General features: G+C 72.2%; 18 protein-coding genes. 15 read left to right on the forward strand and 3 right to left on the reverse strand.

What is annotated here, in order from left to right; genetic code table 11:
* Nucleotides 1-278 precede the first annotated feature (278 nt).
* The 7 genes from F8274_RS21045 (at nucleotide 279) to F8274_RS21075 (ending at nucleotide 9,022) form a co-directional block, all read left to right on the forward strand.
* Nucleotides 279-1,517 (forward strand): PP2C family protein-serine/threonine phosphatase, encoded by a 1,239-nt coding sequence (locus F8274_RS21045; protein WP_192579910.1) that lies wholly within the window; start codon nucleotides 279-281, stop codon nucleotides 1,515-1,517.
* On the forward strand, nucleotides 1,514-3,253 hold the full coding sequence (locus F8274_RS21050) for an ATP-binding protein (RefSeq protein WP_151464093.1): 1,740 nt from the start codon (nucleotides 1,514-1,516) through the stop codon (nucleotides 3,251-3,253). The genes F8274_RS21045 and F8274_RS21050 overlap by 4 nt, the downstream gene beginning before the upstream one ends.
* Nucleotides 3,250-3,702 carry a response regulator gene (locus tag F8274_RS21055; RefSeq protein WP_091262935.1) on the forward strand — a complete coding sequence of 151 codons (453 nt, stop codon included), beginning with the start codon at nucleotides 3,250-3,252 and terminating at the stop codon, nucleotides 3,700-3,702. The genes F8274_RS21050 and F8274_RS21055 overlap by 4 nt, the downstream gene beginning before the upstream one ends.
* Nucleotides 3,695-4,504 carry an inositol monophosphatase family protein gene (locus F8274_RS21060; RefSeq protein ID WP_151464094.1) on the forward strand — a complete coding sequence of 270 codons (810 nt, stop codon included), beginning with the start codon at nucleotides 3,695-3,697 and terminating at the stop codon, nucleotides 4,502-4,504. Before F8274_RS21055 ends, F8274_RS21060 begins: the two co-directional genes overlap by 8 nt.
* A 193-nt stretch (nucleotides 4,505-4,697) precedes the next feature.
* The gene (locus F8274_RS21065; RefSeq protein ID WP_151464095.1) at nucleotides 4,698-5,738 is read left to right on the forward strand and encodes a hypothetical protein; all 1,041 of its coding nucleotides are present in this window, start codon (nucleotides 4,698-4,700) and stop codon (nucleotides 5,736-5,738) included.
* A 36-nt stretch (nucleotides 5,739-5,774) separates the two neighbouring features.
* Complete coding sequence (locus F8274_RS21070; protein ID WP_151464096.1) at nucleotides 5,775-7,328, forward strand: fused MFS/spermidine synthase; 1,554 nt, start codon at nucleotides 5,775-5,777, stop codon at nucleotides 7,326-7,328.
* Between the two features lie 71 nt (nucleotides 7,329-7,399).
* Complete coding sequence (locus F8274_RS21075) at nucleotides 7,400-9,022, forward strand: serine/threonine-protein kinase (protein ID WP_151464097.1); 1,623 nt, start codon at nucleotides 7,400-7,402, stop codon at nucleotides 9,020-9,022.
* Nucleotides 9,023-9,072: 50 nt separating this feature from the next.
* On the opposite strand, the gene F8274_RS21080 is transcribed toward F8274_RS21075, so the two are convergent.
* Nucleotides 9,073-9,741, reverse strand: coding sequence for a TrkA family potassium uptake protein (locus F8274_RS21080; protein ID WP_151464098.1), 669 nt, complete (start codon nucleotides 9,739-9,741; stop codon nucleotides 9,073-9,075).
* Complete coding sequence (locus F8274_RS21085) at nucleotides 9,731-11,065, reverse strand: TrkH family potassium uptake protein (RefSeq protein WP_151464099.1); 1,335 nt, start codon at nucleotides 11,063-11,065, stop codon at nucleotides 9,731-9,733. The genes F8274_RS21080 and F8274_RS21085 overlap by 11 nt, the downstream gene beginning before the upstream one ends.
* A gap of 106 nt (nucleotides 11,066-11,171) precedes the next feature.
* On the opposite strand from F8274_RS21085, the gene F8274_RS21090 reads away from it, so the two are divergent.
* A complete protein-coding gene (locus F8274_RS21090; RefSeq protein ID WP_151464100.1) occupies nucleotides 11,172-12,287 on the forward strand; it encodes a glycerophosphodiester phosphodiesterase in 1,116 nt (371 codons plus the stop codon).
* Nucleotides 12,288-12,736: 449 nt separating this feature from the next.
* Here the strand turns inward: F8274_RS21090 and F8274_RS21095 are convergent, their stop codons facing one another.
* Entirely contained in the window at nucleotides 12,737-13,003 is a 267-nt protein-coding gene (locus F8274_RS21095; protein WP_370518256.1) for a GntR family transcriptional regulator, read from the reverse strand.
* Between F8274_RS21095 and F8274_RS32680 the strand changes: the two genes are divergently transcribed.
* From F8274_RS32680 to F8274_RS21130, 7 genes are all read left to right on the forward strand, one after another.
* Nucleotides 12,983-13,231 carry a hypothetical protein gene (locus F8274_RS32680; protein WP_151464102.1) on the forward strand — a complete coding sequence of 83 codons (249 nt, stop codon included), beginning with the start codon at nucleotides 12,983-12,985 and terminating at the stop codon, nucleotides 13,229-13,231. The genes F8274_RS21095 and F8274_RS32680 overlap by 21 nt on opposite strands.
* Before the next feature lie 109 nt (nucleotides 13,232-13,340).
* On the forward strand, nucleotides 13,341-14,603 hold the full coding sequence (locus F8274_RS21105) for an LPXTG cell wall anchor domain-containing protein (protein ID WP_151464103.1): 1,263 nt from the start codon (nucleotides 13,341-13,343) through the stop codon (nucleotides 14,601-14,603).
* A gap of 275 nt (nucleotides 14,604-14,878) precedes the next feature.
* A complete protein-coding gene (locus F8274_RS21110) occupies nucleotides 14,879-16,081 on the forward strand; it encodes a substrate-binding domain-containing protein (RefSeq protein WP_151464104.1) in 1,203 nt (400 codons plus the stop codon).
* A 3-nt stretch (nucleotides 16,082-16,084) separates the two neighbouring features.
* Nucleotides 16,085-16,828 (forward strand): ABC transporter ATP-binding protein, encoded by a 744-nt coding sequence (locus F8274_RS21115; protein ID WP_151464105.1) that lies wholly within the window; start codon nucleotides 16,085-16,087, stop codon nucleotides 16,826-16,828.
* Nucleotides 16,825-17,553, forward strand: a complete 729-nt coding sequence (locus F8274_RS21120; RefSeq protein WP_151464106.1) for an ABC transporter ATP-binding protein — start codon at nucleotides 16,825-16,827, stop codon at nucleotides 17,551-17,553. The genes F8274_RS21115 and F8274_RS21120 overlap by 4 nt, the downstream gene beginning before the upstream one ends.
* Nucleotides 17,550-18,440 (forward strand): branched-chain amino acid ABC transporter permease, encoded by an 891-nt coding sequence (locus tag F8274_RS21125; RefSeq protein ID WP_151464107.1) that lies wholly within the window; start codon nucleotides 17,550-17,552, stop codon nucleotides 18,438-18,440. The genes F8274_RS21120 and F8274_RS21125 overlap by 4 nt, the downstream gene beginning before the upstream one ends.
* Entirely contained in the window at nucleotides 18,437-19,552 is a 1,116-nt protein-coding gene (locus F8274_RS21130; RefSeq protein WP_151464108.1) for a branched-chain amino acid ABC transporter permease, read from the forward strand. The genes F8274_RS21125 and F8274_RS21130 overlap by 4 nt, the downstream gene beginning before the upstream one ends.
* Nucleotides 19,553-19,654 lie beyond the last annotated feature (102 nt).

Raw genomic sequence — 19,654 nt, forward strand, 5'->3', positions numbered from 1 at the left:
TACGCCCACAGGTGGCTCCTCGGGGTGCTTCGGGGGTGGGCATCATCCTGCACCCCCACGGCCTGCGGCGGCACTCCCGCCGGCCGGTGCGCTCCCGGCCGAATCCCCGTCGCGGCGTAACATCGGGCGTTGGCCGTGCCGCTGTTCGTCGGGTGGATTCGCTCGCCCCGCCCGCGCCGACTCCGGTCGTGTTGTGTGCGACCGTTGTCTGATACAGGATCAGCAGCGCACTCGGAAGGAGCCCCGACATCACCAGCGAACTCCCGCGTCTCGCGGCGGTGACCCGGCCGCACCGGGGCACCGGTCTGCCCGGTGTCCCCGTCGTGCCGCAGGCCGGGCTCGGGCACTACGGCCGTGTGCCGCCCGGCGAGCGGCTGCGGGTTCTGCTGGTCGAGGATGACGAGGGCGACGCCTTCCTGGTCGGCGAGCTGCTCGCCGAGACCAACTCCATGATCGACCTGCTGGTCGCCACCAGTCTCAGCGAGGCCCGGCAGCGGGTCATGGGGGTCGACTGCGTCCTGCTCGACCTGGGCCTGCCCGACGCGCAGGGCCTGGACGGGCTGCGCCAGGTGCTGGAGATGGCCAGCGGGGCGGCGGTCTGCGTGCTCACCGGCCGCTCCGACGAGCACCTGGGCATCGTCGCGGTCGCCGAGGGCGCGCAGGACTACCTGGTCAAGGGGCAGGTCGACGGGGTCCTGCTGACCCGGGCGCTGCGCTACGCGGTGGAGCGCAAGCGGGCCGACGAGAACGCCCGCCGGCTGCGCGAGGTGGAGCTGCGCCAGGCCGAGTCGGCCCGCCTGGAGCGCGGCCTGCTGCCCCAGCCGCTCATGACCACCGACCAGGTGGCGGTGCACACCTTCTACCGCCCCGGCCGGCACGCCGCCCTGATCGGCGGCGACTTCTACGACGTGGTGCAGACCCGGCCGGACCGGATCGACCTGATCGTCGGCGACGTCTGCGGCCACGGCGTGGACGAGGCCGCCCTCGGCGTCGAGCTGCGGGTGGCCTGGCGGGCCCTGGTCCTGGCCGGGGTGCCGGACGACGAGGTGCTGCCCGCGCTGGAACAGGTGCTCATGAGCGAGCGCCGGCTCCAGGAGATCTTCGCCACGGTGGCCACCGCCCGGCTCGATTTGGCGGCCAACCGGGCCACGGTGCGACTCGCCGGTCATCCGCCGCCGCTGCTGCTCAGCGGGGGTAAGGTCGCCCCGGTGCCGGCCCGCGGCGGTCTGCTGCTGGGCGTACGGCCGCGCCGACCCGTTGCCTTCGACCTGGAGTTCGACACCGATGACTGGTCCCTGCTGATGTACACCGACGGCCTCATCGAGGGCCGGACGGGCAGCGGTGACGACCGGCTGGACGTGCCGGGGCTGACCGACCTGCTCGCCGACCCCGCCAACCGCGCGGTGTCCCTGGCCGAGCTGCCCGCCTGGCTGGTGGGCCGGGCCGAGCAGCTCAACGGCGGCCCGCTCGCCGACGACGTGGCCATGCTGCTGGTCACCCGCGGCGGTGGCCGGTGAGCGCGTACCAGCAGGGGTGGACCCTGCGGCGGCGCGTCGTCGTGCTGCTCGGCGTGGTGCTGGTGCTGCTGCTCGGGCTGGCCGCGGCCGAGGCCACCCTCGCGGCGAAGAACCGGCAGAACATCGACGCGGTGCTGCTCAAGACCGGCCCGTTGCGGGTCCAGGCGCAGGAGCTGATGAGCGCCCTGCTCGACCAGGAGACCGCCGTCCGCGGCTACGCGTTGAACGCCGACCGCAACGACCTGGGCCCCTACCAGGAGGGTCTGCGGCGGGAGCAGGCCACCGTCGTCGAGATGCGGAAGCTGGCCGTCGACTATCCGGACGTGCTGCGCGAGGTGGGCGTGGTCGAGCAGCGGGCCGCCCAGTGGCGGACCGCCGTCGCCGAGCCGGTGATCGCCACGACCGAGCGCAGCGGCCCGTCCGCGGGGCAGGCGCTGATCACCGACCAGACCCGGCACCAGTTCGACAACATCCGGTCGGCGGTCGACACCCTCCAGGGCGCGATCCTGGAGGTCCGGAAGGAGACCGCCGACAAGGTCAACGCGACCAGCAACGTGCTGGTGGTGCTCCTGATCATCGCGGCCCTGGTGGTGGCGGTGGCCGGGGCCGTCATGCTGCTCTCACTGGACCGGATCCTGATCCGGCCGCTGGCCGGCCTGGTCGACCAGGTGCGCGCGGTGGCCGGGGGCAACTACCAGCACCACATCGAGGGGTCCGGCCCGCCGGAGTTCCGCCGGCTCGCCGACGACATCGACGTCATGCGGCAGAAGATCGCCCGGGAGCTGGACGAGGTACGCGAGGCGCGCGAGCGCATCGAGTGGGTCAACAGCCAGCTCCAGAAGCAGGCCGAGGAGCTCACCCGGTCCAACCGTGACCTGGAGCAGTTCGCGTACGTCGCCTCGCACGACCTGCAGGAGCCGCTGCGCAAGGTGGCCAGCTTCTGCCAGCTCCTCCAGCGGCGCTACGCGGGCCAGCTCGACGAGCGGGCCGACCAGTACATCGCCTTCGCGGTCGACGGCGCGCAGCGGATGCAGCGGCTGATCAACGACCTGCTCGCGTTCTCCCGCATCGGCCGGCTCACCACCGGGTTCACCGAGGTCGACCTCAACAAGGTGATGGGCGACGTGGCCGGCCAGACCGAGGCGGCCCGGCAGTACGCCGACGCCGAGCTGACCTGGGACAAGCTGCCGGTGATCCGCGGTGAGGAGCCGCTGCTGACCAACCTGCTGGCCAACCTGGTCAGCAACTCGATCAAGTTCCGGCGCCCGGACGTGCCGCCGAAGGTCCACGTCTCGGCCCGGCTGGTCGATGACGAGTGGGAGATCAGCTGCCGGGACAACGGCATCGGGATCGAGCCCGAGTTCGCCGACAAGATCTTCGTGATCTTCCAGCGGCTGCACTCCAAGGATGCCTACCCGGGCACCGGCATCGGGCTGGCGATCGTCAAGAAGATCGTCGAATACCACGGCGGCCGGGTGTGGGTGGACACCGACAGCCCGGAGGGAACCACGATCCGGTTCACGCTCCCGGCCCTGCCCGAGGACGTGGCGGCGGCGCGGGCGGCGGAGCCGGCCGGGGACGAGGAGTCGACCGGGGACGGTGCGGCGACCGGGGACGGCGCCGAGGACGCCGCGGTGAGCGTGGCCCGGCAGCCGGACGGCACGGCCCGGGAGGAGACGCCCGAGGGGGCGGCCCGAGACAGTGAGACGGGTGGCATGAAGGAGACGGTGGGATGACCGCGCCGGCGGACGGAAAGAGCCCGATCGAGGTCCTGCTCGTCGAGGACGACCCGGGCGACGTGCTGATGACCCAGGAGGCGTTCGAGGAGCACAAGCTCCGCAACCGCCTCACCGTGGTCTCGGACGGCGCCGAGGCGCTGGCCTACCTGCGCCGCGAGGGCCAGTACGGGGACGCCGTGACCCCCGACCTGATCCTGCTCGACCTGAACCTGCCCCGCCGGGACGGCCGGGAGGTGCTGGAGGAGATCAAGAAGGACGAGCAGCTCTGCCGGATCCCGGTCGTGGTGCTCACCACCTCCCAGGCCGACGAGGACATCCTGCGCAGCTACCAGCTGCACGCCAACGCCTATGTGACCAAGCCGGTGGACTTCGAGCGCTTCATCTCGGTGGTCCGCCAGATCGACGAGTTCTTCGTCAGCGTGGTCAAGCTGCCGCCGCGTGGCTGACCCGCTGCTGGAGGACGTCGGCGCGCTGCTGCGGGAGGCCGCGGCCGACATCGTGGTGCCGCTGTTCCGACGCCTCGACGACTCCGACATCTCCGAGAAGGCTCCCGGCGAGGTGGTCACCGTCGCCGACCGGAAGGCCGAGGCGTTGATCTCCGCCGGGCTGCGGCGACTGCGCCCCGGCTCGGTGGTGGTCGGTGAGGAGGCGGTCGCCGACGACCCGGCGCTGCTGCGGCACCTGCGCGGAGCCGGTGACGTCTGGCTGGTCGACCCGGTGGACGGCACCTCGAACTTCGCCGCCGGCCGGCGCCCCTTCGCCCTCATGGTGGCGCTGCTGACCGACGGGGTGCCGGTCGCCTCCTGGGTCTACGACCCGCTGGACGGCGCGCTGGCCACCTGCCGGGTGGGCGACGGCACCTGGCTGGACGGCCAGCCGGTGCGCACCGCCGGGCGGGACCCCGAGGTCGGCGCGCTGCGGGGCACCGCGACGACCCGCTTCCTGCCTCCGGACTTCCGGCGGAGCGTGGAGGCGGGCGGCGAGCGGCTCGGCGAGTTGCTGCCCGGCCAGCACTGCGCCGGCCGGGAATACCTGGACGTGCTCACCGGGGCGCAGCAGTTCGTGCTGTTCTGGCGCACCCTGCCCTGGGACCATGCCCCCGGCACCCTGCTGGTGCGGGAGGCCGGCGGGGTGGCGCGCCGCTTCGACGGCACCGACTACCACCCGGCCGACGAGGGCCGGGGCCTGCTGGTCGCGGCCAACCAGGAGAGCTGGGAAGAGGTGCGGGCCGCCCTCCTGGGCGGCTGAGCGAGCTTTCCGCGACGGCCCCGGCACGCTCCGTCGACGATCCGCGTCGTCCGAGGTCGGGGGCGCGGCCCGCAGCCCGCGGTCCGGTATCGTGACCGGCGGTTTCCGCCAGCAGGCCGCCGCCCGGCGCCCGGTGGAGCCGCCGCCGCGCAAGGTCGACTCGGGGGCCGGCGGTCGACGGAAGGACCCTCACGTGCCCAGGACCACGCTCACCCGCCGGCCCGTCCCCCGGTCGCTGATCGCCCTGCTCGCCGCGACGGCCCTGCTGCTGGGTGCCGGTCTCGCCCCCGCCGGGGTGGCCGCCGCCGCGCCCAGCCCGAACGCCCCCGACGAGGGCGGCAGCAAGCAGCTCCGCGAGGCCCTGGAGGCGGCGGCGAAAGGCCACATCGACGCCAAGAACCGGCTCGACAACTCCAAGCGCCGGCAGGTCGCACTGACCAACCAGCTCAAGCAGGTCGAGGGGCGCCTGGTCGAGCTGTCCGCGCAGGTCGGCGAGGTAGCCGCGCAGTCCTACCGGCTGGGCCGGTTGACCCCGGTGTCGATGCTGCTGGGCAGCTCCGACCCGGACGCCTTCCTCAAGCGGGCCGCCGAGCTGGACGTGCTGGCCCAGCGGGACAGCAAGCGCCTGCACGACCTCAACGAGGCGAAGGCCCAGGCCACCGAGGCGAAGGTGGCCATCGACACCGAGGTGCGGGAGCAGCAGAAGCAGCTCGCCGTGCTGGCCAAGAAGAAGCGGGACGCCGAGGTGGCGCTCGCCAAGGTCAGTTCCGGGTCCGGTTCCGGCTTCAACGGCAGCTCGTCGTCGGCCAAGCCGGCGCCGCGCAACTCGGACGGCTCGTGGCCGTCGGAGTCCTGCTCGGTGAACGACCCGACGCCGGCCAGCGGCTGCATCACCCCGCGCACCCTGCACATGCTCCAGCAGGCCAAGGCCGCCGGCTACAAGCGCTACGTCTCCTGCCACCGCAGCGGTGGCGGTGGCGAGCACCCGAAGGGCCGGGCCTGCGACTTCGCGGCCGCCACCGGCGGCTTCGAGGACAAGACCGCCACCGGCGGCGACAAGTCGTACGGCGACAGCCTCGCCAACTGGGCCAAGAACAACGCCAACCGGCTCGGCATCATGTACGTCATCTGGTACCGGCAGATCTGGATGCCGAACACCGGCTGGCGGGCGTACAGCGGGGGCGGCAGTCCCGCCGCCGACCACACAAACCATGTTCACATCTCGATGTATTGACCCCTTCCGCGGGGAACGCTGCGTAGCATCGCCACGGTGAGCAGCACATCGTCCGACGTCGTTGCGGAGCCGGCCCCGAGCGCGCCGGTCCCGCCCCGGGCCCTGCCGAACGGGCTCGCCGCGTTCCTGGTCTTCCTCTCCAGCGGGGCGGTGCTGGTGCTGGAGACGGTCTCGCTCCGCCTGGTCGGCCCGTATGTCGGGGTGACCCTCCAGGTGACCAGCTCGGTGATCGGCATGGCCCTGGCCGCCATCGCGTACGGGGCGTGGATGGGTGGCTGGCTGGCCGACCGCCGCGACCCGCGTACCCTGCTCGCCCCGGCCCTGGTGCTTGCCGGCATCGCCACCGCGGTCACCCTGCCCGTCGTCCGGTACGCCGGTGAGGCGCTGCGCGGCGGCGCGGCTAGCGCCGTGCTGCTGCTGACCGCGCTGGCGGTGCTGCTGCCGGCGGCGTTGCTGGCCGGGGTCACCCCGCTGGTGGTGAAGCTCCAGCTCGCCGACCTGCGCCGCACGGGGCAGGTGGTCGGCCGGCTGTCCGGCATCGGCACCCTGGGCGGCATCACGGCGACCCTGGCCACCGGCTTCGTGCTGGTGGCGGCGCTGCCCAGCACGGTGATCGTGCTGGCGCTGGCCGGCGTGCTGGGGGTGACCGGGCTGGTGCTCGGGGCGTACCTGCGCCGGCAGGCGGGGGCGGCGCTGCCCGGTCCGGCCCGGGCCAAAGCCGCCCTGGCGGTGCTCGGCCTGGCGGCGGCCGGCCTCTCCGCGGTCGCCCCGAACCCGTGTGACGTGGAGACCGCCTACCACTGCGCCCGGGTCGAGGCGGACGGGCAGCGGGCCCAGGGCCGCACGCTCTACCTGAACTCCGCCGAGCACTCCTACGTGGACCTGGCCGACCCGACGCACCTGAAGTACGCGTACACCCAGTGGATCGGCCTGGTCGCGGACGTGGCGCGGCCGGCGCGGCAGCCGATGGACGCGCTGCACCTGGGCGGCGGCGGCTTCACGATGCCGCGCTACCTGGCCGCGACAAGGCCGGGCAGCGACAATCTGGTCTTCGAGATCGACGGCGGCCTGGTTGACCTGGACCGGCGGGAGCTGGGCGTGCGCACCGGGCCGCAGTTGCGCGCGCGGGTGGGTGACGCGCGGGTGCTGCTCGGCGCCGAGCCCACCGACAGCCGGGACTTCGTCGTCGGCGACGCCTTCGGTCACCTCGTGGTGCCCTGGCACCTGGCCACCCGGGAGATGGCCGCCGACATCCGCCGGGTGCTCCGGCCCAACGGGATCTACGTGCAGAACGTCATCGACTACCCGCCGGACCGGTTCATCCGGGCCGAGCTGGCCACCGTGGCGGCCGAGTTCCGCCACGTGGCGCTGATCGCCCCGCCCGGCGCGATCGCCGGGCAGCACGGCGCGAACTTCCTCATCGTGGCCTCGGACGCGCCGCTGCCGCTGGCCGGCGTCCCGGCGCGGCTGCGGCTGCTGTCCGAGCCGGCGAGGCTGCTGGACGGGGGCCGAGTGGCCGCGTTCGTCGGGGACGCGCTGGTGCTCACCGACGACTACGCGCCGGTGGACCAGCTCCTCGCGACCGCCTGATCGGGTGACTTCGCTGACCGATTTCGACCCCTGAGGTGTACGAGGGCCCTCCTCGGGCAACTGGACCGACCATGGGTGCAGCGGTCAGGAACGGCGCGCAGCTGCTCGGCGAGCGGTACCGGCTGGTCGAGCAGCTCGGCGCGGGGGGCATGTCGGTCGTCTGGCGCGGCTACGACGAGGTGCTGGGCCGGCAGGTGGCCATCAAGGTGCTGGCCTCACGGCTGGCCAGTGACAAGGCGTTCCGCCACCGGATCCGGATCGAGGCGCAGGCCGCCGCCCGGCTCTGCCACCCCAACATCACCAACGTGTACGACTACGGGGAGTCCGAGCAGGTCGGGCTGACCGTCCCGTACGTGGTCATGGAGCTGGTCGACGGCGGCCCGCTGAGCAGCCGGCTGGGCCGGGGCGGGCAGCTGCCCTGGCGGGAGGCGCTGACGATCGGCGCGGAGGTGGCGTCCGCGCTGGCCACCGCACACGCCCGGGGCGTCGTGCACCGCGATGTCACCCCCGGCAACGTCATGCTCACCTCGACCGGTGTGAAGGTCGTCGACTTCGGCATCTCGGCGCTGGTGGGGGAGAGCGAGAAGGGCCCGGACGGCGCGCTGCTCGGCACGCCCGCGTACCTGGCGCCGGAGCGGCTGGACAACGGCCAGGTCTCCCCGGCCACCGACGTCTACGCGGTCGGCCTGCTGCTCTACCGGATGCTCACCGGCCGGCTGCCCTGGCAGGCCAGCACCACCACGCAGATGCTCCGCGCCCACATGTACAACGAGCCGGACCCGATGCCGCCCGTGGTGGGTCTCCCCGACGAGGTCGCCGAGCTGGTCGGGCGCTGCCTGGCGAAGCGCCCGGAGGACCGCCCGGCCACGGCCGAGGTGGCCCGTACGCTCGCCGACGCCGCCGGGATCGCGGCGATCGTGCCGGTCTCCCCGGCGCTCGGCCAGTTCGACCCGGCGCTCATGGAGAACGCCGGCACCACGATCCTGCCCTGGTCGGCGGCGACCGACGCGCTGCCCTTCTCGGCGATCCGCACGAAGACCCGCCGGGCCGCCGCCCGCCGGCGCAAGGTGGAGGCCGGGGTGGCCGCCGCCGGTCTGATCGCCGTGACCGCCGCCCTGTGGGGGGTCACCTCGAAGAGCCCGGCCAGTGGCGGGGTGGAGCCGACCGAGGCCCGGATGGGGCTGCCCGAGGCGACCCCCTGCGCGGTCGACTATGTGCTGCGCCGCGACTCCGGCAAGGACTTCACGGCGGACCTGACCCTCACCAACACCGGCACTCGCGAGCTGCGGGACTGGACCATGAACTTCACCTTCCCGGGCCGGCAGACCGTCGACGGTGCCCAGCCGGCGGTACGCCAGCAGGGGAACACGGTGCAGGTCAAGGCGCCAGCCACCGCCGCCGTACTGGCGCCCGGCGCCTCGACGAAGCTGTCGCTGACGGGCCGCTACACCGGGGGCAACCCGCTGCCGGTGGAGTTCAAGGTCGGTGAGAGCACCTGCGGCGTGCAGGTGTCCGGTGTCGCCGGGTCGGCGCCCACCACGGCGCCGCCGCCCGTCGCGCCGCCCGTGAAGCCTCCGGTCAAGGCGCCGGCGGCCAAGGCACCCGCGAAGGCCCCGGCGAAGGGGCCCGTGAAGCCCGCCGCGAAGCCCAAGCCCGGCAAGGGCAAGGACGGTGGCAAGGGAAAAGGCCGCTAGACCGGCCGAAGGGGGGTGGGCACGGCGGTAAGGGGAAGAAGAAGTGACGGTCAGGCCAGCCCGGCGAACTGCTGCACCCGATCGATGGCGCCCTCCACGATGAGCACGCTGTCCGGCTGGAGGACGGTGTCCGGGTCGGCGTAGCGGAACGGTTCGCCGGGAGGCTTCGCGCCCACGACCATCACCCCGTACCGGTCGATCGGGGTGAGCTCGCGCAGCGACCGGCCGACCAGCGACGGCGGCACCCGGACCTTGGCGATCGCGAAGTCGTGGCCGAACTCCATGAAGTCGAGCATCCGGCTGACGATGAGGTGCGCGACCCGGTCGCCGGTCTCCGCCTCGGGGAAGATGACGTGGTGCGCGCCCACCGAGTGCAGGATCTTCGCGTGCTTCTCCGAGGTGGCCCGTGCCCAGATCTGTGGGATGTCCAGCTCGGTCAGCGCCAGCACGGTGAGCACGCTCGCCTCGACGGACGCGCCGATGGCGACCACCACCCGGCGGAAGTCCGCGACCCCCAGTTGGCGCAGCACGTTCTCCTCGGTGGTGTCGGCCTGCACCACCCGGTCCAGCCGGGAGGCCCAGCGCTGCACCCGGTCCTGCTGGTGGTCGATGGCGAGCACGTCGTGGTCGAGTTGCAGCAGCGAGCCGGCGAGCCGGGACCCGAACCGGCCCAGGCCGATCACCACGACGCTGCTGTCGTCCGTCTTCCTAGCCGACAACGGGTTGCTCCTCCGGGTAGCGGTACAGGTGTCGCCGGGTGTTCAACGCGATCGCCGATCCGAGGGTGAGCGGGCCGACCCGGCCGATGAACATCAGCACGATGAGCACGTACTTGCCGGGCTGGGACAGCTCCGGGGCGAGGCCGGTGGAGAGGCCGGTGGTGCTGAACGCCGACGTGACCTCGAAGATCGCGGCGAAGTTGCGCAGGTCGTCGGTGACCACGATCAGCAGGATCGTGCCGACCACGACCAGCGCCACGCTGAGCAGCGCCACGGTGAGTGCCTGCCGCTGGCTGGCCGTGGCAACCCGCCGGCCACCCACGGTCACGTCCGGCTCGCCGCGCAGCTCGGCCCAGATCACGAAGGCGAGCAGGAAGAACGTCGAGACCTTGATGCCGCCCGCCGTGCTGGCGCTGCCGCCGCCGATGAACATCAGCACGATGAGCAGCGGATAGCTCTCGTTGCTGAGCTTGTCCACGTTGATCACGTCGAAGCCGCCGGTGCGGCTCAGCGCGATCTGGGTGAACGACGCCAGCGCCTTGCCGGGGGTGTCGAAGGTGCCGATGGTGGCGGGATTGGTCCACTCGGACAGCAGCAGGAAGCCGAAGCCGAGCAGGAGCAGAGCCACGCTGCCCCAGATGGTCAGTTTGGTGGCGATCGCCCAGCTGTTCGGCCTCCGCCACTCCCGGGCGGCCTCGAACAGCGCCGGGAATCCGAGGCCGCCGATGATGGCGCCGAGGCTCAGCGGCAGCGCGACCCACGGGTCGCGGGAGAAGGCGACCAGGCCGTCGGAGTAGAGGCTGAAGCCGCCGTTGTTGAACGCCTGGATGGCGTGGAAGCCGGCTGTCCAGAACGCCCGCCCGGGCGTGTAGTCGTACACCAGCCAGAGCCGGCCGGTGATCACCGCGGTCATCACCGCCTCGGTGGCGAAGACCGTCGCGACGATCCGGACCAGCAGCCAGCTCACGTCACCGAGGCCGAACTCGGCGGTCTCGGCCTGCACGAGCAGCCGGTTGCGCAGGCCGAGCTGCCGGGAGACCACGAGGATCACCAGGGCCGCGACGGTCAGGATGCCCAGGCCGCCGAGCTGGGTGAGCACGGTGATCATGGCCAGGCCGAACTCGTTCCAGTAGTTCGGCGTGTCGTTGACGGCGAGGCCGGTCACCGAGACCGCCGAGGTCGAGGTGAACAGCGCCGTGACGAACGGGGTGTAGCGGCTCTCGCTGGTGGCCCCGGGCAGCATCAGCAGGCCGGTGCCGAGCAGGATCACCGCCAGGAACCCGAACGGCACCAGCCGCACGGGGTTCCGGAGCAGGCGGCGCACCAGGTCATCTTCCGTCCGGAGATTCACCGGCAGGTCAGGAACCGACCAACTGCCGGCCAACCCGGGCCGGTCTGCTGTGCGTACCCCTCGACGACAGGAGACGGCGTTGCGACGTACCCTTTCCGCCCTCGGCGTGGCCGGCGCGCTGCTCGCGGCGGCCGTGGTGGCCCCGGCGGTGGCCGCCCAGGCCGACCCGGAGCCCCGCGAAGAGCGTTCCCGCGCGGTCCAGCGGCCCATCGTGATCGGTCACCGCGGCGCCAGCGGCTACCGCCCGGAGCACACACTGGAGGCCTACCGGCTGGCCATCCGCCAGGGCGCCGACTTCATCGAGCCGGACCTGGTCCTGACGAAGGACGGCGTGCTGGTCGCCCGGCACGAGAACGAGATCTCGGGTACGACGGACGTGGCCGCCCACCCGGAGTTCGCCGCCCGGAAGGCGACGAAGACCATCGACGGGGTCACGGTCACCGGGTGGTTCACCGAGGACTTCACCCTGGCCGAGCTGCGGACGCTGCGCGCCAAGGAGCGGCTGCCCCAGGTGCGGGTGACCAACACCGCCTTCGACGGCAGGTTCCTCGTGCCGACCTTCCAGGAGGTCATCGACCTGGCCCGCGCCGAGTCCAAGGCCCGTGGCCGGACCATCGGCGTCTACCCGGAGACCAAGCACCCCAGCTACTTCGCCTCGATCGGGCGGCCGCTGGAGGAGCCCCTGGTCGCCACGCTCAAGGCCAACAAGTTGACCCACCGCGACGACCCGGTGTTCGTGCAGAGCTTCGAGACCGCCAACCTGCGCAAGCTCGACCGGATGATCGATGTGCGGCTCGTGCAGCTCATGGACGCCGCCGGCGCCCCCTACGACTTCACCGCCGCCGGGGACCCGCGCGGCTACGCCGACCTGGCCACCGCCGCCGGCCTGGCCTGGGTGGCCCGGTACGCCGACGGCGTGGGCCTCAACAAGAACCTCATCGTGCCCCGGGACGCCGCCGGCAAGCTGCTCGCGCCGACCTCGGTGATCCGGGACGCGCACCGGGTGAAGCTGTTGGTACACGCCTGGACGTTCCGCGCCGAGAACCAGTTCCTGCCGGCCGACTTCCGGATCGGCGCCGACCCGAACGCCCGCGGCGACATCACCGCCGAGTACGAGCTGTTCTACGGCCTGGGCCTCGACGGCGCCTTCGCCGACCAGCCCGACACGGCCGTGGCGGCGCGCGCGGGACTCTGACCGGCGTCCGCGCCGGGGCGGCTCGGGGACCCGGCGCGGCGCCTTCCCCCTCCGCCGGTGACCCGCCCTTGATCCACACTAGGTCGGCGAGGTGGGGGTGTCGGCGGGGCGGGGATGCCGCCAGGTCGGCGAGCTGGAGTGGGTCCCGCTCGCGGAGGGCGTGGCTCGTCGCCGCGACGCCCCCAGGGTGGTGGTGTGGGGGTTACGAACTTGATGACGTGGACGGATCGGACGAGCCCGACGGGCGCGCGCCGGTGCCGCGCCGCCCGTGACGGGTGACCGGGTGCTCGCGAGTGCCTGTCGAGCTGATGTCACAGACGACTCAGGACCGGGCGGTGGAGTCGGGCGCGGTCGAGGGATGAGTCGTTTACGACGTCAGGTCCGGCGGTGGAGTCGGAGGCGGTCCAGCCTGAGTCGTTCACGACGTCAGGTCCGTAGCGGGTCGGGAGTTACCGCCCGGCCCGCTCGGCCACGTAGGTGCCGCGCCCCGGCTGACCGGTGATCAGCTCGCGGTCGTGCAGCAGCGACAGGGCACGCGAGGCCGTGTTCATGTGGACGCCGTAGGTCTCGGCCAACTCCCGGGTGGAGGGCAGCTTGTCACCCGGCTTCAGCTCACCGCTTCTGATCTTTGCGGCGAGGTCGTTGGCGATCTGGCGATATGGAGCTTCGGCTGTGGGCATGGTGGAGGACTCCGGTTGGTTCGGCTCCTCGATCATGCCGGGCCTACACCAGTATCTGCAACAGGTTGCCGTGTCGCGGCTGCACAGGGTCGACCTACACAAGTATCCCTGGCCGACGTCGACCGGCTGGGCACGACGGTGTCGGCGGAGGACGCGCAGTGCGTACGCCACTGGGTATGGTGCGACCGGCTGCTCGACGGTGGCCGGCGCTGCCCGCTCCGGGCTGACCATGACGGCGAGTGCTCCGCCGCCCGTCCCCGGTGAGAATCCGAGGAGTTTCCACCGACCGAGGGATTCGTGTCCGCTGTGCGTAACGTGTCCCATTAGCGGTCGTTTCGTCCCGTGTCAAGGATCCACGACACGGGGGATGTACATGAGAAAGACCTCTGCGCCGAGCAGGCGAGTGAACATCGGCGTGCGGTTGGCCGCGTTCGGGTTGCTGACCGGTGCCCTGGTGCTGGGTGCCTCACCGGCCCTGGCCGCCCAGACGATCAGCATCGATCCGGACGACGTGCCGACGAGGGCGGAGGACGCGCCCCAGTTTTGCTATCCGGGCGGCGGGCCCTTCCCGGACGAGGAAACCTGGGTGTTCGACCTCTCCGGCGACCCGCAGACCAGCGGCGTCTTCCAGTCGCTGTCGACGACCTTCAGCACGTCCGGCGGCACCGTCACCCGGCCGATCCCCGGGACGCCGAACAGTGAGATCGTCGACTTCGAGGGCGTGAGCCGCGCCTTCATCCGGCTGCCGGCCGGGTGGACCCTCACCGGGGCCACCGCGGTGATCTCCGGGACGGCCGAGAACTTCGTCCTCGCCCACACCTGCGCCGCCTCCGACGGCCCAGGCGACCCAGGGGATCCGGGCGGCCCAGGAGATCCGGGGGACCCGGGCGATCCGGGGGACCCGGGCGATCCGGGCGACCCAGGGGATCCCGGCGATCCGGGGGATCCCGGCGACCCAGGGGACCCGGGCGACCCGGGCGACCCCGGGGATCCGGGATACCCGGGTGATCCAGGAGACCCTGGCTACCCGGGCTACCCGGGAGAGGCGCAGGTCGGCCTGTCGATCGACAAGAAGGCCCGCGTCGAGTCGGACTGCCGTGAGCGGTGTGAGGACGACGGCTACGCCGCCGAGGGCGACAAGATCTTCTACACCTACCGGGTCGCCAACACCGGAACCGTGCGGATCACCGACGTCTCGGTCGACGACCCGACCGCCGGGTACGTGGTCTGCAACAACACCACGCTCGCCCCGCGCACCAGCACGGACTGTCACGCCGTCCACCCCCACGAGGTGGACTGGCGCGACGTCAAGGAGGGCAAGGTGGAGAACACCGCCCGGGCGACCGGCCGGTACCGCTACCGGACCGTCGTCTCCGACCCGGCCACCGTCACGATCTGCATCCGGGACGGCAAGTACGACCACCGCAAGGACGACAAGGACTGGAAGGACAGCAAGGACGGCAAGGACGGCGAGGACTGGGGCAAGGACGGCAACGACTGGGGCAAGGACGGCAAGCTGCCGGTGACCGGCACCAGCTCCGTCCAGACCGCCTCGCTGGGTGGTGGCCTGCTGGCCGCCGGCGGTCTCCTGGTCGGCCTGAGCCGGCTGCGGCGGAGGATGCGCGTCGACGCATGACCCGTACCTCCGAAGCGCTCCGGGCACCGCACGTGGTGCCCGGAGCGTTCCGCGTTTCGGGCAGTTTCGATGGCGGGGCGCGACACAGTGGCGTCCCGCCCGGTGGTGCCGGCGGCCACCGGCCACGGGGCGGCGATCCACGGGCGGGAGGTGGTTGTCACGGCCGGCCACCCCACTGCGGTTACTTGTGTGTTTCGGCCACATAGCCCGTGGGTGACGTCACTTCTAGCGTGAGCCGACAACTGACACTTCCCCTGTCCCCACCTGGAGTCGCAATGACGATCCGGCACACGCGACGGGTGTTCCTTTCCGCCGCCACGGTGATGGCGGCCGCGCTCGCGGCCACGGCCTGTGGCAGCCCGCAGGACACCGCCTCCGGCGGCGGCGACGCCGCACCGGTCAAGGTCGGCCTCGTGTATTCCCAGTCCGGCCCCCTGGCGAGCTACGGCAAGCAGTACATCGAGGGCTTCAAGGCCGGCCTCGACTTCGCCACGAAGGGCACCGGCAAGGTCGGTGACCGGAAGGTCGAACTGACCGAGGCCGACGACGCGGGCGACCCGGCGAAGGCGGTCTCCGCGGCCAAGGACCTCATCGGCAAGGGCACGAAGATCATCGCCGGGTCCACCTCGTCCGGCGTGGCACTCCAGGTCGCCCCGATCGCCGCGCAGAACAAGGTGCTGTTCATCTCCGGCCCGGCCGCCACCGACGCCGTGACGGGCGCGAACAAGTACACGTTCCGCTCCGGCCGGCAGTCGTACCAGGACGTGGTGACCGCCAAGTCGTTCATCGGCGACGCCGCCGGCAAGAAGGTCGTCGTGTTCGCCCAGGACGGCGCGTTCGGTGACGCGAACGAGGCCGCCGTCAAGGCCGTCATCGGCGGCGCCGGGGCGACCGTGAGCGGCGTGCGGGCCCCGGCCAGCGCGACCGAGTTCACGCCGTTCGCCAGCCAGATCAAGGCCGCCAAGCCGGACCTGCTCTTCGTCGCCTGGGCCGGCACCACCGCCCCGGCCATGTGGCAGACCCTCGACCAGCAGGGCGTGCTCTCCTCCACCACGGTCGTCACCGGCCTGGACATCCGCGCCTCCTGGCCCACCTTCGGCGCCGCCGGCAGCAAGATCTCCTTCCTGTCGCACTACTTCGACGGGGCCAGCGACACCGAGGCCGCCAAGGCCGCCAAGGCGAAGATCCCGGGCGGCACGCTCGACCTGTTCCACCCGGACGGCTTCGCGGCCGCCCAGATGGTCGTCCGCGCCGTGCAGGAGGGCGGCGACGACGTCGACAAGATGGTGAAGGCGCTGGAGGGCTGGCAGTTCGACGGCGTCAAGGGCAAGATGACCATCCGCGCCGAGGACCACGCGCTGCTCCAGCCGATGTACCAGGCGAAGCTCTCCGGCGGCGGCACCGCCTTCACGGCCGCCGCGCAGAAGACCCTGACCGGTGACGAGAGTGCGCCGCCGGTCGCGCAGATGAAGGGCTGACCAGTGCTCGCCACCCGCGGTCTGACCTGGCGGATCGGTGAGGTCGCCATCGTCGACTCCGTCTACCTCGACCTCGCGCCCGGGGAGTTCCTCGGCGTGATCGGGCCGAACGGCGCCGGCAAGACCTCCCTGTTCAACCTGATCACCGGCCTGCGCCGGCCCACCGAGGGACGGATCCTGCTGGACGGGGCGGACGTCACCGACCTCCCCCCGCACCGGCGGGCCCGCCTCGGGCTGGGGCGTACCTTCCAGGCGTCCTCGGTCTTCGGGTCGCTGACGGTGCGGGAGAACGTCCGGCTCGCCGTACAGGCGCACCGGGGTGGCTCGATGAAGCTGTGGCGGCGGGCGGCGGCCGACCGGGAGGTGGCCGCCGCCGCCGACGCGGCGCTCGAACGGGTGGGCCTGGCCCACCGGGGTACGGCGCTGGCCGGCACCCTGGCCCATGGCGAGAAGCGCAAGCTGGAGATCGCCCTGCTGCTCGCCGGTGAGCCCCGGGTGATGCTGCTGGACGAACCGATGGCCGGGGTGAGCGCCGAGGACGTGCCCGAACTGGTCAGCGTCATCAAGTCGCTGACCGGGGACAGCGGCCGGTCGGTGCTCATGGTGGAGCACCACATGGACGTGATCCTGGAACTGGCCGACCGGATCGCCGTGATGCACCACGGCGCGCTGCTGGCCTGCGACACCCCGGACACGGTGATGGCGAACGCCACCGTGCAGGAGGCGTACCTGGGGGAAGCGCTATGACGGAACCTGTCCTGAGCGTCGAGAACCTCTCGGTGCGGATCGCCGGGCTGCACATCCTCCAGGGGGTGTCGTTCCAGGTCGCGCCGACCGGGGTGACCGTGCTGCTCGGCCGCAACGGGGTCGGCAAGACCACCACGCTGCGCGCGATCGTCGGGCTCACCCCGCGCAACGGCGAGGTGCGCGGCACCGTCCGGATGGGGGCGCAGAGCCTGCTGGCCCGCCCCACCCACCGGCTGGTCCGCGGCGGGCTCGGCTACGTCCCGGAGGACCGCTGCGTCTTCGCCGGGCTCACCGTCACCGAGAACCTGCGGCTGGCCGAGCGGCGGGGCACGACCCCGGCGTACGAGAAGGTGTATGCCCTCTTCCCCGAGCTGGACCGGCGCGGACGGCAACGGGCCGGCTCGCTCTCCGGCGGGCAGCAGCAGATGCTCGCGATCGGCCGGGTGCTGCTCAACGACAACCGGCTGCTGCTGGTCGACGAGCCGACCAAGGGGTTGGCGCCGAAGGTGGTGACCGAGGTGGCCGAGGTGCTGGAACGGGTCGCGGAATCCGTGCCGGTGCTGCTGGTCGAGCAGAACCTGGCCGTGGTGCGGCGGCTGGCGCGCGACGCCGTGGTGCTCTCCGCCGGCCAGGTCGCCTGGACCGGGGACGCGCAGGAACTGCTGCTGGAGACCGCGCTGACGAAGTCGCTGCTGGGTGTGGGTTCCGGGGAGGTGCACGCGTGAGCACGGTGATCCTGTTGACGCTGACCGGGCTGGGCCTGGCGGCGCTCTACTTTCTGGTCGCCTCCGGCCTGTCCCTCGTCTTCGGCCTGGCCGACGTGCTCAACTTCGCGCACGGCCTCTTCCTGGGCGTCGGGGCGTACGCGACCTGGTGGGCGGCGGGCAACCTGCCCGGCGCCGGCTCGGACGGCCTCGGGTTCGTGGTGGCCGTCGCGTTCGGCGTGCTGGCCGGGGCGGCCGTTGCCGTGCTGGTCGAGCTGGTGCTGATCCGGCCGCTCTACTCCCGCACCATCGAGCAGGTGCTGGTCACCGTCGGCCTGTCGCTGGCCGGGGTGGCGCTGCTCCAGGCCACCTGGGGCGCCGACGCGCGGCCGTTCCCGCGCCCCGGCTGGACCCGCGACGTGACCTCGGTGCTCGGCGCCCAGGTGCCGAACGCCGGGCTCCTGCTGATCGTCGCCGCCGCGGTGGTGCTCGGCGCGCTGCTCGCGTTCCTGCGGTTCACCCGCTACGGCCTGATCATCCGGGCCGGCGTGGAGAACCGGGAGATGGTGACCGCGCTCGGCATCGACGTGCGCAAGGCGTTCACCCTGGTCTTCGCGATCGGCGGGGCGGCCGCCGCGCTGGCCGGCGCGCTCGGCTCGGTCTACTTCGGCACCGTCTCGCCCGGGCAGGGCGGCTCGCTGCTGATCTTCGCGTTCATCGTGGTGGTGATCGGCGGCATGGGCTCGGTGGTCGGGTCCGCGTACGCGGCGGTCGCGGTGGGGCTGCTGCAACAGTTCGTCAACTACTACGGCACGTCCGGGCTGGGTGACCTCTGCGTGGTCGGCCTGCTCGCCGTGGTGCTGCTGCTGCGTCCGCAGGGCCTGGCCGGAAAGGTGGCTCACGCATGACCGAGGTCAAGAGCGCCGAGGTGGCGGCGCCGCCCGCGGCGGTGCCCGACGAGCTGACTCCCGGACACTCCCGCTGGCACGGCCTGCGCCCGTACGCGCCGCTGGTCGCCCTCGTGGTGGCGGCGATCCTGCCGTACTCCACGGTCAACCTGCCGGGCATCTTCGAAGGGCCGCTGAACTCGCCGGGCACCCTGCAACTGCTCGCCATCTGCCTGGTCTTCGGCGGCCTGGCGGCCGGCTACGACCTGCTGTTCGGGCGCACCGGGATGCTCTCCTTCGGGCACGCCCTCTACTTCGCCGCCGGGGTCTACGGCACCGACGTCCTCGTGACCCGGGCCGGTCTGCCGCTCTGGCAGGCCGCGCTGCTGACCGTCACGGGCGGGACGATCCTCGCCGCCCTGCTCGGCGCGGTCGCGCTGCGCACGGTCGGCATCGCGTTCGCCATGGTGACGCTCGCCTTCGCCCAGGTCGGGGCGATCCTGGTGGCCCGGGACTTCGGCGGGCTCACCGGCGGCGAGGAAGGGTTGCCGCTGGACGTCTCCGGGTTGCCGGCCGCCCTGGTCGGGGTCACCAACACGGTGAACCTCTACTGGCTGGCGCTCGCGTACCTGGCCCTGGTGGTTCTCGTGGTGCACCGGGTGAGCGGCTCGCCCACCGGGCGGGTGCTGGCCGGGCTGCGCGACGACGAGCGGCGGATCGGGGTGCTCGGGCTCGACCCGTACCGGTTCAAGCTGGTCGCGTTCACCCTGGCCGGCGGGCTGGCCACGGCCGGCGGGACGGTCTACTGCCTGATCGTCGGCGGCGCCAGCCCGCACGTCACCTCATCGGAGCTGACCCTGTCGCTGCTGGTCATGGTGGTGCTCGGCGGTCCCGGCACCCGATGGGGCCCGGTGCTCGGCGGCATCCTCTACATGTACCTGGACCACCGCCTCACGGCCTTCGGTACCAGCGACGCGGTGAACAGCCTGCCGGCGTTCCTGAGCCACCCGCTGTCCCAGCCCCTGTTCGTCCTGGGCACGGTGTTCATCCTGGCGGTGTACTTCTTCCCCGGCGGCCTGGTCAGCCTCCGTACCCGCCTGACCCCCCTGACAACAGCCCTCCGCCGCCGCTGACCCCGCCCGCCCCGCCTGGGTTGATCATGAAGTTATTGTCACGACACGCCGTGGTCGATGGCGATAACTTCATGATCGACGGGGTCTGAGCGGGAGGTGGGC

It is taken from the genome of Micromonospora sp. AMSO31t (genome assembly GCF_008868175.1).
Classification (GTDB): Bacteria; Actinomycetota; Actinomycetes; order Mycobacteriales; family Micromonosporaceae; genus Micromonospora.

What these genes read in the sequence shown, in the direction of transcription:
- F8274_RS21095 (WP_370518256.1), bottom strand. Translation starts at nt 13,003, where the DNA reads ATGATCGAGGAGCCGAACCAACCGGAGTCCTCCACCATGCCCACAGCC.
- F8274_RS21120 (WP_151464106.1), top strand. Translation starts at nt 16,825, where the DNA reads ATGACGGAACCTGTCCTGAGCGTCGAGAACCTCTCGGTGCGGATCGCC.
- F8274_RS21055 (WP_091262935.1), top strand. Translation starts at nt 3,250, where the DNA reads ATGACCGCGCCGGCGGACGGAAAGAGCCCGATCGAGGTCCTGCTCGTC.
- F8274_RS21105 (WP_151464103.1), top strand. Translation starts at nt 13,341, where the DNA reads ATGAGAAAGACCTCTGCGCCGAGCAGGCGAGTGAACATCGGCGTGCGG.
- F8274_RS21075 (WP_151464097.1), top strand. Translation starts at nt 7,400, where the DNA reads ATGGGTGCAGCGGTCAGGAACGGCGCGCAGCTGCTCGGCGAGCGGTAC.
- F8274_RS21130 (WP_151464108.1), top strand. Translation starts at nt 18,437, where the DNA reads ATGACCGAGGTCAAGAGCGCCGAGGTGGCGGCGCCGCCCGCGGCGGTG.
- F8274_RS21110 (WP_151464104.1), top strand. Translation starts at nt 14,879, where the DNA reads ATGACGATCCGGCACACGCGACGGGTGTTCCTTTCCGCCGCCACGGTG.